23 protein-coding genes are annotated in these 23,723 nt (G+C 59.3%); 14 read left to right on the top strand and 9 right to left on the bottom strand.

Annotated features, from left to right (window positions below; genetic code table 11):
• Window positions 1-217: 217 nt before the first annotated feature.
• Together J8Z22_RS07690 and aat are read right to left on the bottom strand one after the other, a co-directional pair.
• A complete protein-coding gene (locus J8Z22_RS07690) occupies window positions 218-916 on the bottom strand; it encodes an arginyltransferase (RefSeq protein ID WP_252009891.1) in 699 nt (232 codons plus the stop codon).
• On the bottom strand, window positions 909-1,622 hold the full coding sequence (aat, locus tag J8Z22_RS07695) for a leucyl/phenylalanyl-tRNA--protein transferase (protein WP_252009892.1): 714 nt from the start codon (window positions 1,620-1,622) through the stop codon (window positions 909-911). Before aat ends, J8Z22_RS07690 begins: the two co-directional genes overlap by 8 nt.
• Window positions 1,623-1,669: 47 nt before the next feature.
• On the opposite strand from aat, the gene J8Z22_RS07700 reads away from it, so the two are divergent.
• Entirely contained in the window at window positions 1,670-2,140 is a 471-nt protein-coding gene (locus J8Z22_RS07700; RefSeq protein ID WP_028113554.1) for a glycine zipper 2TM domain-containing protein, read from the top strand.
• A 49-nt stretch (window positions 2,141-2,189) separates the two neighbouring features.
• On the opposite strand, the gene cydC is transcribed toward J8Z22_RS07700, so the two are convergent.
• From cydC to ald, 4 genes are all read right to left on the bottom strand, one after another.
• Window positions 2,190-3,839 carry a cysteine/glutathione ABC transporter ATP-binding protein/permease CydC gene (cydC, locus tag J8Z22_RS07705; protein WP_252009894.1) on the bottom strand — a complete coding sequence of 550 codons (1,650 nt, stop codon included), beginning with the start codon at window positions 3,837-3,839 and terminating at the stop codon, window positions 2,190-2,192.
• The gene (cydD, locus tag J8Z22_RS07710) at window positions 3,832-5,523 is read right to left on the bottom strand and encodes a cysteine/glutathione ABC transporter permease/ATP-binding protein CydD (RefSeq protein WP_252009897.1); all 1,692 of its coding nucleotides are present in this window, start codon (window positions 5,521-5,523) and stop codon (window positions 3,832-3,834) included. Before cydD ends, cydC begins: the two co-directional genes overlap by 8 nt.
• Before the next feature lie 68 nt (window positions 5,524-5,591).
• Window positions 5,592-6,551 (bottom strand): thioredoxin-disulfide reductase, encoded by a 960-nt coding sequence (trxB, locus tag J8Z22_RS07715; protein WP_028113553.1) that lies wholly within the window; start codon window positions 6,549-6,551, stop codon window positions 5,592-5,594.
• Window positions 6,552-6,656: 105 nt separating this feature from the next.
• On the bottom strand, window positions 6,657-7,775 hold the full coding sequence (gene ald, locus J8Z22_RS07720) for an alanine dehydrogenase (RefSeq protein ID WP_252009898.1): 1,119 nt from the start codon (window positions 7,773-7,775) through the stop codon (window positions 6,657-6,659).
• A 185-nt stretch (window positions 7,776-7,960) separates the two neighbouring features.
• Between ald and lrp the strand changes: the two genes are divergently transcribed.
• The 12 genes from lrp (at window position 7,961) to J8Z22_RS07780 (ending at window position 19,068) form a co-directional block, all read left to right on the top strand.
• Window positions 7,961-8,467 (top strand): leucine-responsive transcriptional regulator Lrp, encoded by a 507-nt coding sequence (lrp, locus tag J8Z22_RS07725; RefSeq protein ID WP_028113551.1) that lies wholly within the window; start codon window positions 7,961-7,963, stop codon window positions 8,465-8,467.
• Between the two features lie 196 nt (window positions 8,468-8,663).
• A complete protein-coding gene (locus J8Z22_RS07730) occupies window positions 8,664-11,285 on the top strand; it encodes a DNA translocase FtsK (protein ID WP_252009900.1) in 2,622 nt (873 codons plus the stop codon).
• Window positions 11,286-11,293: 8 nt separating this feature from the next.
• A complete protein-coding gene (lolA, locus tag J8Z22_RS07735) occupies window positions 11,294-11,893 on the top strand; it encodes an outer membrane lipoprotein chaperone LolA (RefSeq protein WP_028113549.1) in 600 nt (199 codons plus the stop codon).
• Window positions 11,890-13,218, top strand: a complete 1,329-nt coding sequence (locus tag J8Z22_RS07740) for a replication-associated recombination protein A (RefSeq protein ID WP_252009901.1) — start codon at window positions 11,890-11,892, stop codon at window positions 13,216-13,218. The genes lolA and J8Z22_RS07740 overlap by 4 nt, the downstream gene beginning before the upstream one ends.
• Complete coding sequence (gene crcB, locus J8Z22_RS07745; protein ID WP_028113547.1) at window positions 13,211-13,585, top strand: fluoride efflux transporter CrcB; 375 nt, start codon at window positions 13,211-13,213, stop codon at window positions 13,583-13,585. The genes J8Z22_RS07740 and crcB overlap by 8 nt, the downstream gene beginning before the upstream one ends.
• Before the next feature lie 12 nt (window positions 13,586-13,597).
• Complete coding sequence (serS, locus tag J8Z22_RS07750) at window positions 13,598-14,887, top strand: serine--tRNA ligase (protein WP_028113546.1); 1,290 nt, start codon at window positions 13,598-13,600, stop codon at window positions 14,885-14,887.
• 187 nt (window positions 14,888-15,074) lie between these two features.
• On the top strand, window positions 15,075-15,365 hold the full coding sequence (locus J8Z22_RS07755; RefSeq protein WP_156897056.1) for a hypothetical protein: 291 nt from the start codon (window positions 15,075-15,077) through the stop codon (window positions 15,363-15,365).
• A gap of 37 nt (window positions 15,366-15,402) precedes the next feature.
• The gene (locus J8Z22_RS07760) at window positions 15,403-15,972 is read left to right on the top strand and encodes a DUF2796 domain-containing protein (protein WP_252009903.1); all 570 of its coding nucleotides are present in this window, start codon (window positions 15,403-15,405) and stop codon (window positions 15,970-15,972) included.
• Between the two features lie 8 nt (window positions 15,973-15,980).
• Window positions 15,981-16,670, top strand: a complete 690-nt coding sequence (locus J8Z22_RS07765) for an ATP-binding cassette domain-containing protein (RefSeq protein ID WP_252009905.1) — start codon at window positions 15,981-15,983, stop codon at window positions 16,668-16,670.
• Entirely contained in the window at window positions 16,664-17,914 is a 1,251-nt protein-coding gene (locus tag J8Z22_RS07770) for an ABC transporter permease (RefSeq protein WP_252009907.1), read from the top strand. Before J8Z22_RS07765 ends, J8Z22_RS07770 begins: the two co-directional genes overlap by 7 nt.
• Window positions 17,915-17,923: 9 nt before the next feature.
• Window positions 17,924-18,424, top strand: coding sequence for a DUF3299 domain-containing protein (locus tag J8Z22_RS07775; RefSeq protein ID WP_028113541.1), 501 nt, complete (start codon window positions 17,924-17,926; stop codon window positions 18,422-18,424).
• Window positions 18,425-18,573: 149 nt separating this feature from the next.
• Window positions 18,574-19,068, top strand: a complete 495-nt coding sequence (locus tag J8Z22_RS07780) for a GNAT family N-acetyltransferase (RefSeq protein ID WP_252009909.1) — start codon at window positions 18,574-18,576, stop codon at window positions 19,066-19,068.
• Here the strand turns inward: J8Z22_RS07780 and J8Z22_RS07785 are convergent, their stop codons facing one another.
• Together J8Z22_RS07785 and J8Z22_RS07790 are read right to left on the bottom strand one after the other, a co-directional pair.
• Entirely contained in the window at window positions 19,069-19,554 is a 486-nt protein-coding gene (locus tag J8Z22_RS07785; RefSeq protein ID WP_252009911.1) for a DUF6702 family protein, read from the bottom strand.
• An 8-nt stretch (window positions 19,555-19,562) separates the two neighbouring features.
• Window positions 19,563-21,878 (bottom strand): M1 family metallopeptidase, encoded by a 2,316-nt coding sequence (locus J8Z22_RS07790; protein WP_371878128.1) that lies wholly within the window; start codon window positions 21,876-21,878, stop codon window positions 19,563-19,565.
• A gap of 326 nt (window positions 21,879-22,204) precedes the next feature.
• Between J8Z22_RS07790 and J8Z22_RS07795 the strand changes: the two genes are divergently transcribed.
• Entirely contained in the window at window positions 22,205-22,708 is a 504-nt protein-coding gene (locus J8Z22_RS07795; protein ID WP_028113537.1) for a GNAT family N-acetyltransferase, read from the top strand.
• Window positions 22,709-22,717: 9 nt separating this feature from the next.
• On the opposite strand, the gene punR is transcribed toward J8Z22_RS07795, so the two are convergent.
• The gene (gene punR / locus J8Z22_RS07800; protein ID WP_028113536.1) at window positions 22,718-23,617 is read right to left on the bottom strand and encodes a DNA-binding transcriptional activator PunR; all 900 of its coding nucleotides are present in this window, start codon (window positions 23,615-23,617) and stop codon (window positions 22,718-22,720) included.
• Between the last annotated feature and the right edge of the window lie 106 nt (window positions 23,618-23,723).

A 23,723-nucleotide genomic window follows, 5' to 3' on the forward strand; every position in this document is an offset into this window, starting at 1 on the left:
ATGCCGTAAAAACCGGCCACTGTAAAGATATACCCATCAGTGGCGAAATGCGCGCTTCATCAGCCTCTTCAGCGGCTTTGGTCAGCAATGGTCAAACGCTTACACCTGCCCCAACTATACGCCACAACGCTAGCCTGTGCCCGGTTTGCCCCGATGGCGGGCACAGATTTTGGATGCAGCCCTGGAAAGTGGCACAGACACCGGTGATGATGTTTTATTAATCAATGGCTTGCCAGCCCCCTGTAACCAGCACCTGATAGGGGTGATAGTGGGTTTTATAGGCCATTTTTCGGCATTCATCGATCTGGTATCCCAGGTACAGGAAGGCTTTGTGCTGCTGCTGCGCCAGCTCCAGCTGTTTGAGGATGCCCAGTACCCCGAGGGAGCGCCGGGCCAGCTCGGGGGCAAAAAAGGTGTAGACCGCCGACAGGGCATGTTCCAGTTCATCGGTGACCGCCACCAGCACCAGCCTTCCGTCCAGTCGTGCTTCGAGGTAACGTTGTGGCAACCAGGGGCACGGCAGAAATCGGTTGAACTGCTCGTCGGTGGGCGGATACATGGGGCCGTCGTGGTGGCGCAGACGAATGTAGTCGTGATACAGGCGCCGCTGCTCTTCGGTGGGAGCGGCCACTTCAGTCCAGGTCAGATCACGGTTTCTGGCCAGAACCCGCTTTTGTGAACGACTGGGACGAAAGCGAGCCACATCGACCCTGACTGGCTGGCAGGAGCGGCATTCTGGGCAGTGAGGCCGATACACGTCGCTGCCACTGCGGCGAAACCCCAGTCGCATCAGTCCCTCGAAGTGGGCTGGCGTCATCTTGCTCTGGACAATGAGCAGTTGCTCCTTCTTCTCCGGTCGGTAGCTGCAGTCGAACGGCTGGCTGAGCCCCAGGGGCAGGCGGCTGACTTCAGACATCTAGCTCAATCTCCTGAGGTTGCCACTGACTGGCGTTGACCGGTTGATCCCGGTGTCTGGCCAACAGGTTGAGGAATCGATCCCGCGACAGGGTTTGGGCTCCCAGGTTAGCCAGGTGGGCGTTGGGAACCTGGGCGTCAATCCAGTGGATGCCACACTGGCGCAGGTGATGGTTCAGGGCCCAGAAGGCCACTTTGGAGGCGTCGGTCTGGCGGTGAAACATCGATTCGCCGCAAAACAGGCCGCCGACACGCAGGCCATACAGCCCGCCAGCCAGTGCGTCGCCATCCCAGACTTCGATGGAGTGGGCCACCCCCATCTGGTGCAGGGTCAGGTAGCTTTGACGCATGGCCGGGCTGATCCAGGTGCCGTCCTGTTTGGCCCTGGGGGCGGCGCAGCCATCGATGACGGCAGCAAAGTCCCGGTTGAGACTCATCCGCCATCCCGCCCGGCGCAGGCTCTTCTTGAGGCTTTTACCGGGGCTGTGATCCGCCACCCGGAATACCGCCCTGGGATCCGGCGACCACCATAAAATGGGTTCGTCGGGATTGAACCAGGGAAAGATGCCGCTGTGATAGGCCTGGATCAAACGCTCCGGTGACAGATCGCCGCCGATGGCCAGCAGGCCATTGGGGTCATTAAGGGCCTCCTGCGGAGTAGGAAACCAATGACTTTCAGTATTCAGGTAGCGGACAACTTTAACCATAAGGCGTACTATTAAACCGTGTATCTATTAAAGTTAGCGAAAAAATCATGTGGGTGAAACGAGGATTACTGGCTTTGGTGCTGTTGTTTACGGTTCAGGCCCAGGCTCAGGTTTACAATCGCAACCAGGCGGTGCCCGTTCAGAAGGTGGATTATGCCACAGTAGAGTCGGTACGCCAGGTGACGCAGGATGAATTGATCGAGGATCGCAATCGGGGCTGGAAGACCTTTGGCGGAGCCCTGGTGGGCGGCCTGATTGGCAACCAGTTTGGCGGAGGTTCGGGCAAGGACGTGGCAACCGTGGTCGGCGCGCTGCTGGGGGCCGGTATGGTACACAACAACAACCCGGCCTATCAGGTGCGGCAGGTTCGGCTGGTGGAGTTGATGGTTAAGACCGAGGCCGGTGACCAACTGATGGTGCTGCAGGACCGGGATCCCAGCATGTTGTTCCAGGCTGGGGACGAGGTGCGACTGGTGTACCTTCAAGGGGGCAGCGTCCGGGTGGATAAGGCGATGTAATCCGCCGCAAAAGCGAAGGGCGCCTGCCGGCGCCCTCGTTGTTTCTTCTTCAGGGCCGAAGTTGCCCTTGCTCCATGTTCAGTATCCGATCCATCTGCGCCAGTCCCGCCTGTTTATGGGTGACGTAGATGACGCTGCGTTCTCCTTGCAACAACTGTTTGAGCACCTCGGCCTCGGTGGCATCGTCCAGGCCTTCGGTAGGCTCATCCATCAACAACACCTGAGCCGGATGCAGCAGTGCGCGGGCCAGACCGATGCGCCGGGCTTCACCACCGGAAAGTTGACGGCCACCCTCTCCCAGCCACTGATTCAGGCCATCTCCGTCCAACAGCGCAGTCAGTCCGACCTGGCTCAGCGCTTGAATCAGCCGGGCATCGTCGGCTCCGGGGCTGGCCAGTAGCAGGTTGTCTCTCAGGCTGCCATTAAAGACGTGCACCCGCTGCTCCACCACGCAGAGTTGTTGCCTCAGGGCGGTTTCGGACAGCGATTCCCACGGGGTGTCATTGAGGCGAATCTGACCGGACTGGGGTTGCCATTCGCGGCTAAGCAGGCTGAGCAGGGTGGATTTGCCGCAGCCGGTTTTGCCCACCAGGGCAATCTTTTCGCCTGGAGCCAGGGTCAGCGACACGCCATTTAGGGCTGGGTTGGGGCTGTTTGGGTAGCTGAAATGGAGATTGTCCAGAGTGATGCTACCTTGCTGCCAGGGGGCATCGCCGAAGCGGACGCTGGAGCGCTGCTCCAGTACCGGTTTCAGTCGCTGGGCGGCATTGACGGTGTGGCTCAGGTGCTGAAAGGCGCCGGCGACGGGAATCAGGGCTTCAAAGCTGGCCAGGGTCACAAAGGCGATCAGCGCCAGCAGCGGCCCCGGAGGCGCGGCGCTGCCCACTTGATCGGCGGCCAGGTACAGCATCAGCACCAGAGTCCAGCCGTTGAGCAGTTGCAACAGGGCCTGGGACAGGGCCGTCACCCGGGTCAGACGGGCCTGGGCACCAATCAACTGGTTTTCGGCGCAGAGAATCTTTCGCCGCTGGTTGGTGGTGGCGGCGTAGACACTGAGTTCGGTCTGAGCGCTGATCAGATCCACCAATTGCTGCCGCAGCAGGCGGGTGCTGTCACCGAGTTGCTGGCCGGGACGGCGGCCCAGGCGGTAGAACAACAGCGGCAGCAGTACCAGCAGGCTCAACAGCACGGCGCCAAGAGTCAGCGCCAACCGTGGATCAAAGCTGGCCACCAGCAAGCACACCAGTGCAATGGCTGCCAGGGCGGCAATCAGGGGGGAGATCAGCCTCAGGTACAGGTGGTCCAGGGTATCAACGTCGGCCACCATGCGGTTGAGCAGGTCGCCATCGCGCAGATCGCTGCGGTCCGCCGGGGTCAGGGGAGCCAGAACCCGGAAGAACCGGTCGCGAAGATCCGTTAGCAGCCGAAAGGTGGCGTCGTGGCTGACGACCCGTTCGGCCCAGCGGGCGGCGGTACGCAGAATGGACAGGCCTCGAACGCCGCCGGAAGGGTACATGTAGTTGAACTGGCCCCGGGTGGCAACCACCAGGCCGGCACTGGCCGAGGCGGCCAGGAACCACCCCGACAGCGACAGCAGGCCGATGCTGGCACACAGGGTAACAATGGCCAGAAACACGCCCAGCAGCATCGGTTTCCAATGCGGGCGGAACAGGGCCACGAACGGCAGCAAATCACGCATCGGTGCGCTCCTTAGGCATCAGGGTGACCACGGTGTCCATCTCATTGAGGCTGTCATTGCGGTGACTGATCATCACCACGCTCTTATCGGCCCAGTGTTGTCTCAACCCGTCCATGACCAGTTGTTCACTGCGCTGATCCAGACTGGCGGTGGGCTCATCCAGCAGCAGCAAGGGCGCATCCTTGAGCAGGGCGCGGGTCAGAGCGATGCGCTGGGCCTGGCCAACAGACAGGCCGCTGTTGCGATCGCCGACCCTGTGCTCCAGGCCTTGATCAAACTGCGCCAGCGCCTGATCCAGGTGGGCCCGTTTACAGGCTTGCTGCAGGCGGGCGTCATCGATGTCGCTGCGCCCCATCAACAGGTTGTCGCGGACGCTGCCGTGCACCAGGGCCGGATTTTGGCCCAACCAGCTGTAGTGACCCATCCAGGGGTCGCGGTCGAGGTCCCGAACTTCAATACCGTCGACGGTGAGGCTGCCCTGGTAGGGCAGCAGCCCCATCAGGGCTTTCAATACCGAGCTTTTTCCGGCCCCGGAAGGGCCGACCAGCGCCAGCTTGTGTCCCGGGGCGAGCTCAAAGTCCAGCGGCTGAGTGAGTGGCGTATGATCATGGGCACAGACCACCAACTGTGACGCGCGGACGTGCAGTGGCGAGCCGGCCTTCAGGTCGCGGTCACCCTGATTGACCTCGGACTGATGGTCCAGGAAGGCAACGATGGACTCGGCGGCTCCCAGTGCCTGAGCCTTAGCGTGATAAAACGCCCCCAGATCCCGCAGCGGCTGGTAAAACTCCGGTGCCAGCAGTAACACCAGGAAGCCGGTAAACAGGGTGATGCCGGCGCCATAATGACCAAAATCCAGATGGCCCAGATAGCTGAAACCAAAATAGACCGCGATCAGGGCGATGGAGATGGCGGCAAAAAACTCCAGCACCGCCGATGACAGAAATGCCATCCTCAGCACCTCCATGGTGCGTTGGCGGAATTCGTCGGAGGCATCACGTAGGGTGTCGGCCTGAGACTGGGCGGCGGCAAACTGACGGATGGTACTCATGCCGCGCAACCGGTCTAGGAAGGTGCCGGACAGGCGTGCCAGGGCCTGGAAGTTGCGTTTGTTGGCGTCGGCGGCACCCATGCCGATGATGGCCATAAACAGTACCGTCAATGGCGCGGTACCCAGCAGAATCAGGCCGGCGATCCAGTTGATGGGAAACAGCAGCACCAGAATCATCAGTGGAATCAGTCCGGCCAGCATCATCTGTGGCAGGTACTTGGAGAAGAAGTCCTGCATCTGCTCGGTCTGTTCCAGCAACATGGTGGTCCAGGCGCCGCCACTTTTGCTGGCGGTAAAGGCTGGGCCGAGACGGTCGAGTTTGTCCAGAATCGCCTGGCGGGTGTTGTGGCGGACCAGCGATCCGATGCGGAAACTGGCCACTTCCCGGCCGGCCAGGGCCAGGGATTTGGCGGCGATCAGTGCCGCCAGCAGCAGGAACTCGGGAATGAGTGTGGTTTTGTCGACCTGCTCAATCACCAGTTGGTGCAGCAAGTTGGCCAGTACCCAGGCCTGACCGATGATGCAAAGGCCGGCCAGCATGCCGAAACCGATGGTAAGCAGCAGCCAGCTGCGGGCGGGCCGGGCGGCTCCACGCAGCCAGCCGCTTAGTTGGCGCTGTAACGCTTTGTCCATAGAATCTTCTTTGACAAACAACAAGAGGGAGACCGGCTCCCTCTTGATTCAGGTGGAAAGGGGCGGCCTTATTGATCCGCCAGGGCATCCAGGTAGCGCTCGGCATCCAGGGCGGCCATGCAGCCGGTGCCGGCGGAGGTGATCGCCTGTCGATAGCTGTGATCCATCACGTCACCGGCGGCAAAGACACCGGCCACGGAGGTGGCAGTGGCATTGCCTTCCAGGCCGCTCTGTACCAGGATGTAGCCGTCTTTCATCGCCAGTTGACCGTCGAAGATGCCGGTATTGGGCTGGTGACCGATGGCCACAAACACGCCATCCACGCTCAGCTCTTCGGTGGCCTCGGAGCGAGTGTCTTTGATGCGGGCGCCAGTGACACCCATCTCATCACCCAGGACTTCATCCAGGGTGCGATCGGTGTGCAGGACAATGTTGCCGTTCTCGACCTTGTCCATCAGCCGTTTCATCAGAATCTTCTCGGCCCGGAAGCCCTCGCGGCGATGCACCAGGTGCACTTCCGAGGCGATGTTAGACAGGTACAGTGCCTCTTCGACAGCGGTGTTGCCGCCGCCGATCACCGCCACCGGTTTATTGCGGTAGAAGAAGCCGTCGCAGGTGGCACAGGCAGACACGCCGCGGCCCTTAAATGCCTCTTCCGAGTCCAGACCCAGGTATTTGGCGGAGGCACCGGTAGAGATGATCAGGGCATCGCAGGTGTACTCGGCGCTGTCGCCCTTGAGGCGGAACGGTCGATTGCTCAGGTCCACCTCGTTGATGTGGTCGAACAGGATCTCGGTATCAAATTTCTCCGCGTGCTGTTGCATCCGTTGCATCAGTGCCGGACCGGTCAGGTCGCTGGCGTCACCAGGCCAGTTCTCCACCTCGGTGGTGGTGGTCAGCTGTCCGCCTTGCTGCATGCCGGTGATCAGCACCGGGTTCAGGTTGGCACGGGCGGCGTACACCGCAGCGGTGTAGCCGGCGGGGCCGGAACCTAGAATTAAAAGGCCACAGTGTTTTACCTGGCTCATTAGGGTCTCCATCCTTTTATACGGAATTGTCCGGATTTTATGGGGCTGACGGGCAAAAGAAAAGGGGGCCTTTGCCCCCTTTTTTCGATTGCCCTGTCAGGTTTTTTATCCAGTCAGTTCGCTGCGGGGGTCGAAGAACTCAAAGTTCAGCGCTTCGGCGACCTCTTCGCAGGTGATCTTACCGTTGATGACATTGAGGCCGTTCAGCAAGTGCTCGTCGTCCAGCAGCGCTTGCTTATAGCCTTTTTCTGCCAGCGCAATGATGTAAGGCAGGGTGGCGTTGTTCAGGGCAAAGGTGGAGGTGCGGGGCACGGCGCCAGGCATGTTGGCCACACAGTAATGCACCACATCGTCGACGATGAACACCGGATCCTGGTGGGTGGTGGCCTTGGAGGTCTCGACACAGCCGCCCTGATCGATGGCCACATCGACAATGGCAGCACCGGGTTTCATCTTGCTGATGTGGTCACGGGTCACCAGTTTTGGTGCCGCCGCGCCTGGAATCAGGACCCCGCCAATCACCAGGTCTGCATCCAGCACGTGCTTTTCCAGTGCTTCGGCGGTGGAGTAGATCACCTTGGCGCGGTTTTCGAATTGATGGTTGAGATCCCGAAGTACGTTGACGTTACGATCCAGTATGGTGACGTCGGCACCCAGGCCGACGGCCATCAGGGCCGCGTTGCGGCCGACCATGCCGCCGCCGATGACCACTACTTTGGCGGGCTCGACACCGGGCACGCCGCCCAGCAACATGCCACGTCCCATGTTGGATTTCTCCAGTGCCTGGGCACCGGCCTGAATCGACATGCGACCGGCCACTTCCGACATCGGCGCCAGCAGAGGCAGGCCGCCTTTATTGTCGGTAACGGTTTCATAGGCGATGCAGACGGCACCGCTGTTCACCAGATCCTGGGTTTGCGGCAGATCCGGTGCCAGGTGGAGGTAGGTAAACAGAATCTGACCTGGACGCAGCATAGCGCGTTCCACTGCCTGAGGCTCTTTTACCTTTACAATCATCTCCGCGCTGGCGAAGACGGCAGCGGCGCTGTCAAGGATCTCGGCGCCGGCGTTGATGTAGTCTTGATCGTCGAAGCCGATACCGCTACCCGCCTGGGTTTGCACCAGTACTTTATGGCCGCGACGGGTCAGTTCCCGCACACTGGCCGGTACCATGCCGACGCGATATTCGTGGTTCTTAATCTCCTTTGGCACACCGATGATCATATTTTCCCCTTTTGTTGTTTTATACTAATCCATAGGCGTATGTAGTGAATTTATGCGCCTGAATATGATTTTTTCGTGGCTATCGGGTGCGAATCAGTATATTATTCAGTCGGAAGTTTTTCTTCCGATATATTTGGGCATTATTAGGATAAAATCCCAACCAAGAAGGGAAAAGGAAGCACATAATGGCATATAATAAGAAAAAGCCACTCAAAGAGTTGGATAGAATCGACCGCAACATCCTGAATGAACTGCAAAAGGATGGTCGTATCTCCAATGTTGAACTCTCCAAGCGCGTTGGCCTTAGCCCAACACCCTGCCTGGAACGGGTGAAACGTCTTGAGCGTCAAGGCTTTATCCAGGGCTACACCGCACTGGTAAATCCTCATTATCTTGGCGCCTCTTTGTTGGTTTATGTCGAAATCACCCTGAACCGCGATTCCCCAGAAGTGTTCGATAAATTCAACCATTCCGTGATGGCGCTGGATGACATCCAAGAGTGTCACCTGGTCTCCGGTGACTTCGATTACCTTCTGAAGACTCGTGTTAGCGACATGTCCGCCTATCGTCAGCTGTTGTCGGAAACGCTGTTGAAACTGCCCGGTGTAAAAGACACTCGCACCTACGTGGTGATGGAAGAGGTAAAACAGACCAGCCGGGTACTTATTGCCCAGCACAGCGTGCCAGCCTAAGCCTGGTCCCGCTCTGGTTTACCCAAAAAGTGCCTCTTTATGAGGCATTTTTTCGTTTTAGCCGTTCGAGTTTTGCCGGTGGGACGGCCGGCATCGCCGCCCCCAGATAACTGTATAGATAACCATGCATCAGCGACCGTTGTCTGATATGGTATTCTTTATCGTAATTTAGTTAAGTGCATAAAAGGTAACGAGCTTGAGTGACCAAGCGATTCAGCCCCGTACCCTCAATGGGATTCAGCGGTTGCTGGAAGGCGGGCTGATAGTCTGTTGCGCCCTGGCCCTGTATCTGTTGGCCGCCTTGGGCAGCTTCCATCCGGCGGATCCCGGCTGGAGTCAAACCGCCTGGGACGGGCAGATACATAACCTCATGGGACGGGTGGGCGCCTGGCTTGCCGATCTGCTGTACTTCTCTTTTGGCCTCAGCGCCTGGTCCGTGCCGCTGCTGACCGCGGTAACCGGCTGGCTGATGTTTCGCCGCAGCTACCGCATCGACGAGATCGATTACTTCTCGGTGGCCCTTCGAATAGTTGGTTTATTGTTGATGTTACTGGGGTTTTCTACCCTGGCGTCGATGAATGCCGATGACATTTACTACTTTTCTGCCGGCGGCGTCATTGGTGATGTGATTCGCGATGCCATGTTGCCCTATTTCAACCTGCTGGGCACCACCCTGCTGCTGCTGTGCTTTGTCGGCGCCGGCTTTACCCTGTTTACCGGCTTAAGTTGGGCAACCGTGGTGGAAGCAGTCGGCTTCGGGGTGATTACCGCAGTGACCTGGTTGTGGCGACTGCCGTCGAGGTTGATGAACCGAGACCGCAATGATGACGGTGATGCCGATGAGCTGCTGCAGGTGGCCGAGTCTCATAAGCAGCGCACGTCATCTCAGCCTAAGCCGGGCCGAGCCGGGCCGGTATTGGCCGAAGAGGCACCGGAGCCGGCGGCGACCGACGACGAGCTCTCCGACTGGCTGGATAAGGTGCCGCTGCTGCATCGTTTTGCCTGGTTTAAACGCTTTGTCGAATGGTACGACGAACGGGTGTACGGCCCCCAAGAGGAGCAGGACGAAGCGCTGACGGCCACCGATGAGTCGGTGCCCTTGCCCGAAGCGTTGAAACAGGCGATGGACGGCCCTAGGGCCGAACCAAAGCTAAGCCCGCTGGAACCCTTGCTGCCCGAGACCCTGACTGAACCCTTCCCGGACGAGGCCCCGGCACTGTCGCCTGAGCCGCAGGCCGGGGCGGTGGAACCGGCGCCGAAACCCGCACCGGCACCGAAAGCGGCGTCAGCAGACCAGCAAGCGCTAACGCCGGCGCAGATGGAAGCGCAGACCCTGATGCCGACGCTGGAACTGTTGGACCGGCCCCATAAGGCGCAGAATCCCATCTCCCAGGAGGAGCTGGATCAGATTGCCCGTTTGGTGGAGCTGAAACTGGCCGATTTCAATGTGGTGGCCAAGGTGGTGGATGTTCACCCCGGCCCGGTGATCACCCGGTTTGAACTGGATCTGGCTCCCGGTGTCAAAGTGTCTAAAATCACCAACCTGGCTAAGGACCTGGCGCGGGCGTTGTCCGCGGTGAGCGTACGGGTGGTGGAGGTGATTCCCGGCAAGTCGGTGATCGGCCTGGAGCTGCCCAACAAGAGCCGTGAAACCGTGTTTATGCGAGACGTGCTCGGCTGCGAACAGTTTGAGCAGTCCAAGTCGAACCTGGCCATGGTGCTGGGGCAGGACATCTCCGGTTATCCGGTGGTGGTCGATCTGGGCAAGATGCCGCACTTGCTGGTGGCGGGTACCACCGGCTCGGGTAAGTCGGTGGGCGTGAACGCGATGATCGTCAGCCTGCTGTACAAGTCGACTCCGGAAGACGTGCGCCTGATCATGATCGATCCCAAGATGCTGGAGTTGTCGGTGTACGAAGGCATTCCACACCTGTTGTGCGAAGTGGTGACCGACATGAAAGAGGCGGCCAATGCCCTGCGCTGGTGTGTAGGGGAGATGGAGCGTCGGTATAAATTGATGTCGGCCATGGGGGTGCGAAACCTCAAGGGCTACAACGCCAAGATTCTGGAAGCCCAGCAGCAGGGGCAGCCGTTGACGGATCCGTTCTGGCAACCCACCGACAGCATGGACCTGCAACCGCCGGAGTTGGAGAAGTTGCCGTCGATTGTGGTGGTGGTGGATGAGTTTGCCGACATGATGATGATCGTCGGCAAGAAGGTGGAAGAGCTGATTGCTCGAATCGCCCAGAAGGCCCGGGCTGCCGGGATTCACTTGATTCTGGCGACCCAGCGTCCGTCGGTGGATGTGATTACCGGCCTGATTAAGGCCAACATTCCGACTCGGATCGCCTTCCAGGTGTCCAGCCGGGTCGACTCACGGACCATTTTGGATCAGCAGGGTGCCGAGCAGTTGCTGGGCCAGGGTGACATGCTGTACCTGCCGCCCGGTACCGGTGTGCCGGTGCGGGTTCACGGCGCCTTTGTGGATGATCACGAAGTGCATCGGGTGGTGGCAGATTGGTGCGCCCGGGGCAAGCCCAATTACATCGAAGAGATTCTGGCCGGAGAAAGCGGCGGTGAACAGGTGCTGCTGCCGGGAGAGAGTTCCGATTCCGAGGCTGAGAAAGACGCACTTTACGACGAGGCGGTGGCTTTTGTGATTGAGTCACGCCGGGCGTCCATCTCCAGTGTTCAGCGCAAGCTGAAGATTGGCTATAACCGCGCTGCCAGAATGGTGGAGGAGATGGAGCAAAGTGGCCTGGTGAGCGCGCCGGGGCACAACGGAAACCGAGAAGTGCTGGTACCAGCACGACAGTGAGAGGTTGAATGAAACGAATTGCAATCGCGGTGGCATTGTTGCCACTGCTGGCCCACGCCGATGCTCAGCAGAACCTGAAGCAGAAACTGGATAACCTGAGTCAGTTTCAGGCCGAATTTCAGCAGCAGGTCTTCGACGAAGACAGTAACCTGATTCAAACCGGCCAGGGCAAATTGGCGCTGCGGGCGCCGGACCGGTTTTTGTGGCAGTTGACCGCACCGGAAGAGAGCCTGTTGGTGGCCGACGGCGAGGCGGTGTGGGTGTATGAGCCGCTGATGGAATCGGTGTCGGTGTACCGTCAGGACGACGCCATTGCCCAGACCCCGTTGACCATATTGACCCGTACCGATGAGCAAGCCTGGCAACGCTACCAGTTTAGCCAGCGTGGCGATTGTTTCGATGCCGAGCCCAAGGACGAGGACAGTCATGTGCGCAAGATGTCGGTGTGTTTTGCCGGTGAGACCATCACCTCGTTGGCCATGACCGACAGCCAGGCGGTGCGCAGTGAGTTTGCACTGACCAACTTCTCTACTGCCCCTCTGGCGGATACGATGTTTGTTTTTGACGCCCCCGAGGGGACCGAGATCGACGATCAGCGCGGGCAATGAGTACTCTGAATCTGGACTTCAGCCCCGATTTTCGGCCACTGGCGGCGCGGATGCGTCCCAGCAAGCTGGAGCATTACATCGGTCAGGAGCACCTGTTTGCCAAGGGAAAGCCGCTGCGACAGGCACTGGAGGCCGGCAAGGCTCACTCGATGATTCTATGGGGCCCGCCAGGCACCGGCAAGACCACCCTGGCCGAGTTGGTGGCCGAGTACAGCAACGCGCACGTCGAGCGCATCTCGGCGGTAACCTCCGGGGTGAAAGAGATCCGCGACGCCATTGCCAAAGCCAAGGACATCGCTCAGGCCCATGGCCGCCGAACCTTGCTGTTTGTGGACGAAGTGCATCGCTTCAACAAGAGCCAACAGGACGCCTTCCTGCCCTTTATCGAAGACGGCACGGTGATCTTCGTTGGTGCCACCACCGAGAACCCGTCGTTTGAGGTCAACAGTGCACTGTTGTCGCGAGCCCGGGTGTACGTGATTAAAAAGCTCTCCACCGACGCCATTAAGCGCATTGTCTGTGAGGCGGTGGCGGATGAAGAACGCGGGCTGGGTAAGCAACAGGTGGTGCTGCCACAACAGGTGGCTCAGGCGTTGGCCGAACTGGTGGATGGCGATGCCCGCCGAGCGCTGAATCTGCTGGAACTGATGGTGGACATGAGCGACGGTGCGCCGCTGACCCTGTCGCATTTGGCGGACGTGGCCGGTGAACCCATCGCCCGCTACGACAATAAGGGCGATCAGTATTACGACTTGATTTCGGCGGTGCACAAATCCGTACGGGGCAGCAATCCCGATGGCGCCTTGTATTGGTTCTGCCGCATCCTGGAGGGGGGCGGTGATCCGCTGTACGTGGCTCGACGTTTGCTGGCCATCGCCTCAGAAGACGTGGGTAATGCCGATCCTCGCGCCATGGAGATCGCCTTAAACGCCTGGGATTGTTTCCATCGGGTGGGGCCGGCCGAAGGGGAGCGGGCCATCGCCCAGGCGATCGTCTATCTGGCCGCCGCACCTAAGAGCAATGCCGTCTATACCGCCTTCAAAGCTGCGCGGGTGGCCGCCAGGGAAACTGGGCATCTGGACGTGCCGGTGCACCTGAGAAACGCCCCGACCAAGTTGATGGCGAATCTGGGCTATGGTGCCGAGTACCGTTATGCCCACGATGAACCCGGAGCCTATGCCGCCGGCGAGGCCTACCTGCCGCCGGAACTGGCGCAGCAACAATTTTATCAGCCAACGGATCGTGGGCTGGAGAGGAAAATTAAGGAAAAACTGGCTCATTTGGCGGATTTAGACCGTCTAAGCGAGAACAAACGCTATGAATAACCTGATCGCTGTGGCTTTTGGTGGCGCAGTGGGAGCGAGCGCACGTTATGGCATATCACTAATGGCCATAAAGCTATTCGGAACTGGCTTTCCCTTTGGTACACTGATGGTAAATTGCATCGGCTCTCTGATCATGGGGGCGCTTTATGCGTGGGGCGACGTTTCCGATCTGCCTCCGGCCTTGAAAGCCTTCATTGGGGTTGGCATGTTAGGTGCGTTAACCACCTTCTCGACCTTCTCCAATGAGTCCATTCTGTTAATGCAGGAAGGATTCTGGATTAAAGCCATGTTGAATGTGTTGCTGAACGTCGGCCTCTGTCTGTTGATGGTGCTGTGCGGTCAGCAACTGGTTTATGCACGAATTTAAAATAAGAGCGATATGTTAGACAGCAAATACCTACGTGCCGACCTCGAGCAAACCGCCGAGCGTCTGGCAACTCGTGGCTACATCCTGGATGTGGCTCGTTTGACCAAACTGGATGAACAGCGTAAAGCGCTGCAGGTCGAAACTCAGGAACTGCAAGCTGAACGTAACAGTCGCTCGAAGTCGATCGGACAGGCCAAGGCCCGCGGTGAAGACATCGAGCCATTGCTGGCCGAAGTGGCTTCCATGGGCGATAAGCTGGCCGCCACCAAGGCGGAACAAGACAAACTGCTGGAGGAGTGGGACAGCATCGTTGCTGGCATTCCTAACCTGCCGGACGCCTCTTGCCCCATCGGTGCCGATGAAGATGAAAACGTCGAAGTCAGCCGCTGGGGCGAGCCGCGCCAGTTTGATTTTGACATTAAGGATCATGTCGATGTCGGTGAAGGCGTCAACGGCCTGGACTTTGGGGCCGCCGCCAAGTTGTCTGGTGCCCGTTTTATCGTGATGAAAGGGCAGGTGGCCCGCATGCATCGCGCCCTGGCCCAGTACATGCTGGATCTGCATACCCAGGAGCACGGTTACACCGAGATGTACGTCCCGCTGTTGGTGAACCCGGACAGCCTGCGCGGCACCGGTCAGTTGCCAAAGTTTGGTGAAGACCTGTTCCATACCGAGCAGCTGGAAGAGGACACCGATCGTCGCCTGAGCCTGATCCCAACCGCCGAGGTGCCACTGACCAACATGGCTCGCGATGAGATCATCGAAGCCAAAGATATGCCGGTCAAACTGACGGCTCATACACCTTGCTTCCGCAGTGAAGCCGGTGCGTCCGGTCGTGATACCCGCGGCCTGATCCGCCAGCACCAGTTCGACAAGGTTGAGCTGGTTCAGTTGAGCAAGCCGTCCGAATCGATGGCCGCCCTGGAACAGCTGACCGGTCATGCCGAGCAGATCCTGAAGAATCTGAACCTGCCTTACCGTAAGGTGGTGCTGTGCACCGGTGACATGGGCTTTGGCTCCACCAAAACCTACGATCTGGAAGTGTGGGTACCCAGCCAGGACAAGTACCGTGAGATCTCCTCCTGTTCCAACATGGGCGATTTCCAGGCTCGTCGCATGAAGGCGCGCTGGCGTAACCCGGACACCGGTAAGCCAGAGCTGCTGCACACCCTGAATGGCTCAGGCCTGGCGGTGGGACGCACCCTGGTGGCCATCCTGGAAAACAACCAGCAGGCTGACGGTCGCATTGAGATTCCAGAAGTATTGCGCCCTTACATGGGCGGTTTGACCCACATCGGTTAAACGGCAGCGAGTTGCCTGTCAAAAGCCCGGCATCGAGCCGGGCTTTTTGCATTGTGGCGCCCGTGTCGAGGCGTCTGGTGACGCGTCCGCTTACAACTCAGGGCTGTTGCCGATCTGCCGCTAATGGTATAAGTCGTCTACTATTTTAAGAACTTTTTAGCCTGATTATGTGTGCATGCCTGTGCCGATGACCCGACTCCCCATTAGGGCGGTCGCCCTGTTGCTGCTGCTGTGGACAGTCAGCCTGTCGATGCTGGCCAGCCAGGGGCTGGAGGAGTCGCTGCACCATCATGAGGCCGGCGTGCCTTGTGCCCATGCGCTGCTGATCGATCACTGGTTTCAGGCTGCGGCAACGCCGTCTTGCCACTGGCCGGCCCTGCCAATGGTGGCGACAGTCACCGCGAATGAGTCTTGGCCAACCCTGCACCTGTTTCAGTGCAACAGCGGTAATCGCGACCCTCCTGCCACTCCGTCCTGATTGAACCTAATCTTCAAATCCCAAGACGGAGTTATTTATGCAAACCCAAGTTGTATTCGGCCGTATGGCCCTGGTGCTGTGCCTGGCCCCCATGTCGCTGTCCAGTTGGGCATCGGAGCATGAGCACCACCACCATGAGCACCACCATGATTTCGAATCCCATCAGGCCCATGTTCATGGCGCAGGCTTATTAACCCTGGTTCAGGATCAGCAATTGCTGCAGCTGAGCCTGGAGGTGGACACCCACTCGCTGTGGGGCTTTGAACACGCCCCGACCAATGCTGACGAGCAGCAGAGAGTCGCTCAGGCGCTGTCGAACCTGGAGGCGGGACACCGGCTGTTTAGCCTGTCCCCGGACGCCCAGTGCCAGCCTGATGGCGTGTCTGTCGAGCGCCCCCAGGGCCTGGATGAGCCATCGGCGCAGGATCATATGGAACTGCAGGTGCAATGGCAGTGGCGCTGTGCTTCCCCGGCGGCGTTGACCCAGGTGACGGTGCGGCTGTTTGACCAGTTTCCCGAGCTGAGTCAGTTGACGGTGCAACGGTTGACGCCAACGGGCAGTGGTGGCGGGCAGTTGGATCGCCAGCATGTCACTCTCGACTGGTAGGGGGGGGCATGACTCGATTGGTCATTGAAGGACTCAGTTACCGCTGGGCCGGTAGCGAGCGCAGCCTGAAGGTGGCGCAGATGTCACTGCAGCCGGGAGAGCGGGTGTTGCTGCAGGGGGCCTCAGGCAGTGGCAAGTCCACCCTGCTCAATCTGGTGAGCGGGGTGCTGCCCGGCTACCAGGGGCGACTGGATGTGGACGGCACCTCGCTTGGGTCGTTGTCGGCCGTTGCCCGGGATCGGTTGCGGGCCGAATCCATGGGCATTATTTTTCAACAATTTAACCTGTTGCCTTACCTGAGTGTGGCAGAAAATGTGTTGCTGCCATTGCGATTTTCTAAGCCGCGGCGTCACCGCGCCGGTAATGCCGAAGGGGAGACGGCGCGACTGCTGCAGGCGATGGAGCTGGATAAATCACTGCTGTCACAGCCAGTGACCCGGTTGTCGGTGGGGCAGCAACAGCGGGTGGCCGCCGCCCGCGCGCTGATCGGTGCGCCAGGACTGATTCTGGCGGATGAGCCGACGTCGGCCCTGGATCCGACCGCCAGGGATCGATTCCTGGCGCTGCTGACCGAGCAATGCGCGCTTTGCGGCTCGGCGCTGTTGCTGGTCAGTCATGACCCGGCCGTAAGCCGAGTGGTCGACCGAAGTTATCGGCTTGTCGAGGGTGCCCAGGGCACAGAGGTACTGCCATGCTGACCTTGATGGCTCGTAGCCTGTCCAACCGACGCACCAGTGTCGGCCTGACTTTGCTGGTGATCACCTTGTCTGTGGCCCTGTTCATTGGCGTAGAGATGGTCCGCACTCAGGCCAGACAGAGCTTTGCCAACACCATCTCCGGGACCGATCTGGTGGTTGGTGCCCGCAGCGGCAGTATTAACCTGTTGCTCTATTCTGTGTTTCGTCTTGGGGATGCCACCAACAACATTGGTTATGACACCTATCGGCGCCTGGCTTCCACCAAAGGGATCGCCTGGACCATTCCCTTGTCCCTGGGAGACTCACACCGAGGCTACCGGGTGGTGGGGACGAACCTGGACTATTTCCGTTACTACCGCTTTGGCCAGGGGCAATCGTTGAGCCTGGCAAAGGGAGCGCCTTTCAGCGGCTTGTTCGAGGTGGTGCTGGGGTCTGAAGTGGCCGCTAAACTCGGCTATCAGCTCGAAGATGAGCTGGTGTTGGCCCACGGCGCTGGCGGATCGGTCAGTTTTTCCAAACACGACGAGATGCCATTTCGTGTCGTCGGCGTGCTGGCGCCGACGGGCACACCGGTGGACCGCAGCCTGCATGTTTCCCTGGAGGCGATTGAGGCGATTCACCTTGGTTGGCAGGGGGGCAGTCGCCGCTATGCGGTGAGTGGCGAACAAGCGGCTGAGTACGATTTGACCCCCAAAACCCTGACGGCATTTCTGGTCGGACTGGACAGCAAACTGCAACTGCTTGGCGTACAACGTGCCATCAACACCAATCGCAGCGAGCCGCTGTCGGCGATTTTGCCGGGACTGGCGCTGTCGCAACTGTGGGCGCTGTTATCACAAGGGGAGCGGGCGCTGGCGATTGTTTCCGGCTTTGTGGTGGCGGTGGGGCTGATTGGCATGCTGACCACACTGCTGGCCAGCCTGGGTGAGCGGCGGCGAGAAATGGCGATTCTGCGGGCGATGGGCGCCGGGCCCAGGCACATTTTCCTGTTGTTGTGGGGCGAGGCGGCCTTGCTTAGTCTGGTGGGTACGCTATTGGGCTACCTGCTGGCTCAGCTCGGGGTGTTGGCCCTGTCGCCGTGGGCTCGGTCCAATTACGGGTTGGAGTTAAGTTTGGGTCTGCCTGCAAACTCTGTCCTGTGGATGATGGTGGCGGTGCAGATAGCAGGCAGCCTGGCAGGGGTGTTGCCCGCCTGGCGGGCGTATCGTCAAACCCTGAATGATGGCCTGACTCAAAGGTTGTAAGGAGAGTAGATGAAAGCACGATATCTGGCAGTGGCTTTTTTGGCCTTGCTGAGCCAGCTGGCTCAGGCGGAACCCCGAGTACTGGAGTGGGACGCATTGATTCCTCAGGAGGAGCGAGACAATCCGCCGCCGCCGCCCTCGGCGGCCATTCATCCGATGTTTGCTGATGAGTCGGCACCCATCGATTGGGTTCAGACCTACGGCAAGGTGGTTAGCGAACTCAATGGCAAAGAGGTACGCCTGGCAGGGTTTGTGGTGCCCCTGGAAGGGGACGGTGAACTGGTGACTGAGTTCTTGCTGGTGCCCTACTACGGCGCCTGCATTCATGTGCCGCCACCGCCCACCAACCAGATCGTCTACGTCAGTTACCCGCAGGGGTTGCCTCAGGACATCGTCTGGGATGCCATCTGGGTAACCGGGACTCTCAGTGCCGTGACTTACGACATGGAGACGTTTGCCGCTGGCTACTCGCTTAAGGCCAGCATGGCCAACCCCTATGACGAGGGCTAGCCGTTGACGTTGGCGCAGTCGTCCGGCGACTGCCCCTGCCTTTGCTTTAGAGGCAGGGGTTACCCCAGCCTGTGGTTGTAAAGCCTTTGAAATCGTGAGAGAAAGAGAGGTCTTAAACCCAAAGAGATGCGCCAATTGAGGAACGCTGCATGCTGATTCGAGCCCCCAGACCCGCCGATGCCGCCGACATCGCCCAGGCCATGTCGGCCCCCAGTTGCTATGGCAATACTCTGCAGCTGCCTTACCCAACCGAGGAGATGTGGCAAAAGCGAATCACGGATTCGCCGGAGCATGTGCACTTTCTGGTGGTGGAGCTGGATGGCCGGGTGATAGCCAGCGGTGCGCTGGAGCAGTGCACCGCACCGCGGCGGCGCCATGTGGCCAACCTGGGGATGTCGGTGGCGCCGGAGGTGCAAGGGCAGGGGATAGGCACCGCGCTGTTGATGGCCCTGCTGGATCTGGCCGACAACTGGCTGGCCTTGCGGCGCATCGAGCTGGAGGTGTATGCGGACAATCCCGTGGCGCAGGCACTGTATCGCAAACAGGGATTTGAGCTGGAGGGCCGTGCCCGGGATTACGCCTTCAGGGACGGCCACTACGTGGATGCGCTGATAATGGCCCGGGTTCGCACTCCGGGCCAATGATCATTGCAGATTCAGGCGCAGGGTGGCCGCCGGTTGGCGGCGATCCAGTTGCCATGTCTGCAGCGAATTCTGCCCCTGCAGTGTCAGGGTGTTGACCTGAGAGGGCTCCAGTTCGAACAGCAGGGTGACGCCGACGCGAACCCCCTGGCTGAACTGCGCGCGCAACCGGTCGGTGAGCGGCAGCTCCTGATAGAGCCACAGATCCCGAACGTCCGACTCCTGACCAACCCACTGAGGGGCAATGACCTGATCATCGCCGTCGAGCAGCACGTAGTGCTGTTTCAGGTAGGCCTGCAGCCGAGCCTCGTTGCCCTCGAACTCCTCATCGGCCTGCAGAGCCAGCGCCGCACTCATGTCATTGGCACTGTATCGGTGGACGATCTCCAGGCTGGCACCATCGGCACTCAGAGTCATCTGGGTCATGCCGAAGTGGTAGCGGTGGCTCCAGCAGGGCAGAGCCAGCATCGCCAGCAACAGTGTTGCCACAAGCCGTCTCATGAGTGGCCTTTATCTTCAGTGGCACCCTTTAAGGCTTCCCGATGTTTCTGCATCATGTTTTTCTTTTTCTTCTCCTTAAACAGCTGCAATCGAGATGGCTGAATTTGGCGCGGAAAGTGGTTGTTGCTGGTATCCACATCGGCGGTTTGCCAATGGGGATCCACCACCACCTGAGTCAGTTGTTTGTCCTTGGGGCGAATCAGCATACTGGTGACCTGGCTGGCATTCTTTACCCAGATCTCGGCGGGCAGGGTCAGATGTTCGCGGCTGCCATCGTCGTAGCTGAGCTCAAGCAGGATCGGCATCACCAGCCCGCCTCGGTTGCTGAAATCCAGCAGGTACACGGTGTGATCGTCTTTCAGCAACTCGCGCTCAAAAGGCTCCAGCTTGTCGAGATCTTCGCGATAGGTGTTGCGATCCGCATTGGTGGCGGTGAACTTGTCGTGCTCGTTGTAGAAGTCGAACAGTTCCGGTTTGCCGTCAGTAAAGCGGCTCATGCCCTGATTGCGGCGATCGGTGATGGTTTCCGGCTTGTCCTGTTCCTGTTGACGTTGCCACTGAGACTCGATGTCGGGATCCTGAGTGTTGACGCTGAACTGGCGTACGTCGTCGATGCTGATGTCGACGTGATCCGTGGTGTAGAACCAGCCGCGCCAGAACCAGTCCAGATCCACGCCGGAGGCGTCTTCCATGGTGCGGAAGAAGTCCGCCGGCATGGGGCGTTTGAATTTCCAGCGTTCGGCATACTCGCGAAACGCGAAGTCAAACAAGTCTCGGCCGAGGATGGTTTCGCGTAAAATGTTGAGGGCGGTGGCCGGCTTGGAGTAGGCATTATTGCCAAACTGCAGAATCGATTCTGAGTTGGACATGATCGGTACCTGGCCGTCGCTCTTCATGTAGCCGGTGATGTGGCGGGGTTCGCCGCCTTTGGAAGGGTAGTCGGCCTCCCAGCTTTGTTCCGCCAGATACTGGACAAAGGTGTTGATGCCTTCATCCATCCAGGTCCACTGACGCTCGTCGGAGTTGACGATCATCGGGAAGTAATTGTGGCCGACTTCGTGAATGATCACCGTGATCAGGCCGTACTTGGTGCGCCTGGACCAGGTACGGTCGCTGCGATCCTCTTTATTGATCTCCGGTCTGGGGCCGTTAAAGGAGATCATCGGGTATTCCATGCCACCCACCGGGCCGTTAACCGAGATGGCGACCGGATAGGGGTAGTCGAAGCTGTAGCGGTTGTAGACCCCAAGCGTGTGGATGATGGCAGCGGTGGAATACTGGTCCCATAAAGGGGTCGCTTCCTCGGGGTAGAACGACATCGCCAGGGTATCGGTGCCACCCTGTTTGAAACCCTGTGCATCCCAGAGGAACTTGCGTGATGAGGCCCAGGCGAAATCGCGCACGTTCTCGGCCTTGAAACGCCAGGTTTTATTGGCGGTTGCCCGGCGCTTTTCATTGGCCAGTGCTTCATCCAGCGTAATGATCTTGATCGGTTTGTCGGCTGTTTTTGCCCGCTGTAACCGCTGCCGTTGAGTCTCGGTCAATACCTGCTGTGGGTTGGTAAGCTGGCCGGTGGCGCTGACGATGTGGTCGGCTGGTACGGTAATGCTGACGTCGTAGTTGCCAAACTCCAGGGTAAACTCTCCGTGACGCAGGAACGGCTTGTTATGCCAGCCATGGGCATCGCTGTACACCGCCATGCGGGGGAACCACTGGGCCACTTCGTACAGGTAGTTGTCGTCCCGCTCAAAATATTCGTAGCCCGAGCGACCCCCGAGGGCCTTTTGCTCATGAATCTGATATTGCCAGTGGATGGTGAGGTCGGTGCTCTGACCCGGTTCCAGCGGCGCGGCGAGATCGACCCGCATCATGGTATCGACCACGGTATAAGGCAATGGCTGGCCCTGGCCATCGGCCACCAGGGACAGGGTCACACCGGCCGGGTGAGTCTGGGTCTTCAGGGCACGGCGGTAACTGCCCATGTCGATGCGATTGGCTTGGTCGCCTTCGCGGGCAACATCGACCGTTCGCATGCGGTTGGCCAGAGAATCCTGGCGGAATTTATTTTGATCCAGTGCAACCCACAGGTAGCGCAATCGGTCCGGGGAGTGGTTTTGATAGTGGATGGTCTCTTTACCCGACAACGACTGGTTGGCATCGTCCAGAGTGACCTGAATGCGGTAGTCGGCCTGCTGTTGCCAGTACTGGTGGCCGGGCTGGCCGGATGCGGTTCGATAGACCGTCGGGGTGGGCAGCAGTTCATCCAGTTGACGGAAAGGGTCGGAGGCAACCGACAATGGATCGGCCGCCATGGCGACTGAACCGACCAGAGACAGCCCTAGCAAAAGAGATCGAAATGACACGCGGTGTTCCTGTTGTAATTTATTGTTGCGGATAGACGCAGGGGAGCGGCAAAAATACCACAGCTTGTTTACGGTTTCTAAACCGGTTTGCGACAGAGGGCGTATCCATGATGGCCTGAACTGGGTTCGACACCAGACCCTGCTGTTCAGTGGCCAGGGAAAAGCGACTGGCGCTGTAAAAGCGAAGGCCAGGCAACGGATAAAACTGTGTAAGTGATTGTTTGCGAGGGCCACTCAGGTACACTTTGGGGACAATAACATTGGCGAGGTGGGCTATGCAGATACGAGTTGAACACAGGGGCGACAGCGAGGCCATCGGCCGCATTACCTATGAGGCATTTGTCGACCATCCGCATCACCAACCGGGCGAGAAACCGACTGAGCACCTGATCGTGGAAAAGCTGCGCCAGCAGGGGGCGTTGGTGTTGTCCTTGGTGGCAGTGGAGCAGGAACGAGTGGTCGGGCATATCGCCGTGTCGCCGGTGACCATTGATGGTGAGAACCTGGGTTGGGTGGGATTGGCGCCGGTGTCGGTGACGCCAGACAGCCAGGGCCAGGGTATTGGCTCGGCGCTGGTCAATGAGGCGATTTTGCGGCTTAGCACTCAAGGCGTCAACGGCGTGGTGCTGGTGGGCGATCCGGCCTATTACGGCCGCTTTGGCTTCGTGGCGGAATCGTCGCTGACCTACCCAGGGGTTCCGCCCGAGTACTTTATGGCTCGAAGCCTGAAGGGAAGCGTCCCAACGGGTGAGGTTGCCTATCACCCGGCCTTTGGTTGAGGCGGCTCTTTAACTGAGCCACTCCCGGTTCAGTTGCTCGCTGTCCCCCAGGTAGTCCAGGACCCAGGCCAGCAACGCGTTGCTGTCGTCGTTGCGCCAGGCCAGGCAGCAGGCGCTGGGTCGGCGCGGATCCGGCAGCGAGCGTTCCACCAGCAACCCCCGGTTGATAAGGGGGTCGGCATAGTGGCTGGGCATGCAGCCCAGCCCCAGCCCTTCGATGAAACAGGCAATGGCGTTGGGCCAGTCCGGTACCATCAGTCGGCGCTGGTTATCCAGTTGCCAGTTACTGCGTTTGGGTAGGGTGCGGGCGCTGTCTTCCAGGCAGATCACCGGGTAGCGCTCCAGCTGCTGATGGGTCAACACCGCCTCCTGGGCGCATGGGTGGTGGGGGGCCATGACAAAGCGCCAGTGTAGCTCTCCCATGTCCCGAAAACCAAAGTCGCCGCCGACAGGAATGGCCGACGTGGCACCAATGGCGATGTCGGCTCGACCGTCTGCCAGGGCATCCCATACGCCGTTAAACACTTCCATGCTGATCACCAGTTCTGCATCGTCAAATTGACGGTAGAAATCGCGCACCAGCGCGGTGATTCGCAGTGGCTTGACCACATTATCCAGCGCCAGCCGAAGCGTATGTTGCCAGCCATTGGCGACTCGCTGAGTCTGTTGCCGAAGCTCCTCCATCTGCCTCAGCATCACGCGGGCTTCTGCCATGAAGTGATGGCCCGCCTCCGTGAGCTCGACTCGACGGGGAAGTCGCTGAAACAGGGTGACGCCAAGGTCCTGCTCAACCTGCTTGACGTTATAACTGATGGCGGACGGCACTTTGTGCAACTGCTGGGCGGCCTGGGTAAAGCTCCCTAGCCGGGCGACGGTGTCCAGCATCACCAAGGTGTGTTTGGAAAACATACGATTCAAATTTTTTGAACGATAGTGGTGGATTATATCGTTTAATTTTCTTCATTACGAACTCTACAATCGCAGCCCTTGATATGTATGGGGTAGGCGCCGCCCC

Origin of the sequence: Ferrimonas sp. SCSIO 43195 (genome assembly GCF_023716685.1) — a bacterium.
Classification (GTDB): domain Bacteria; phylum Pseudomonadota; class Gammaproteobacteria; order Enterobacterales; family Shewanellaceae; genus Ferrimonas; species Ferrimonas kyonanensis.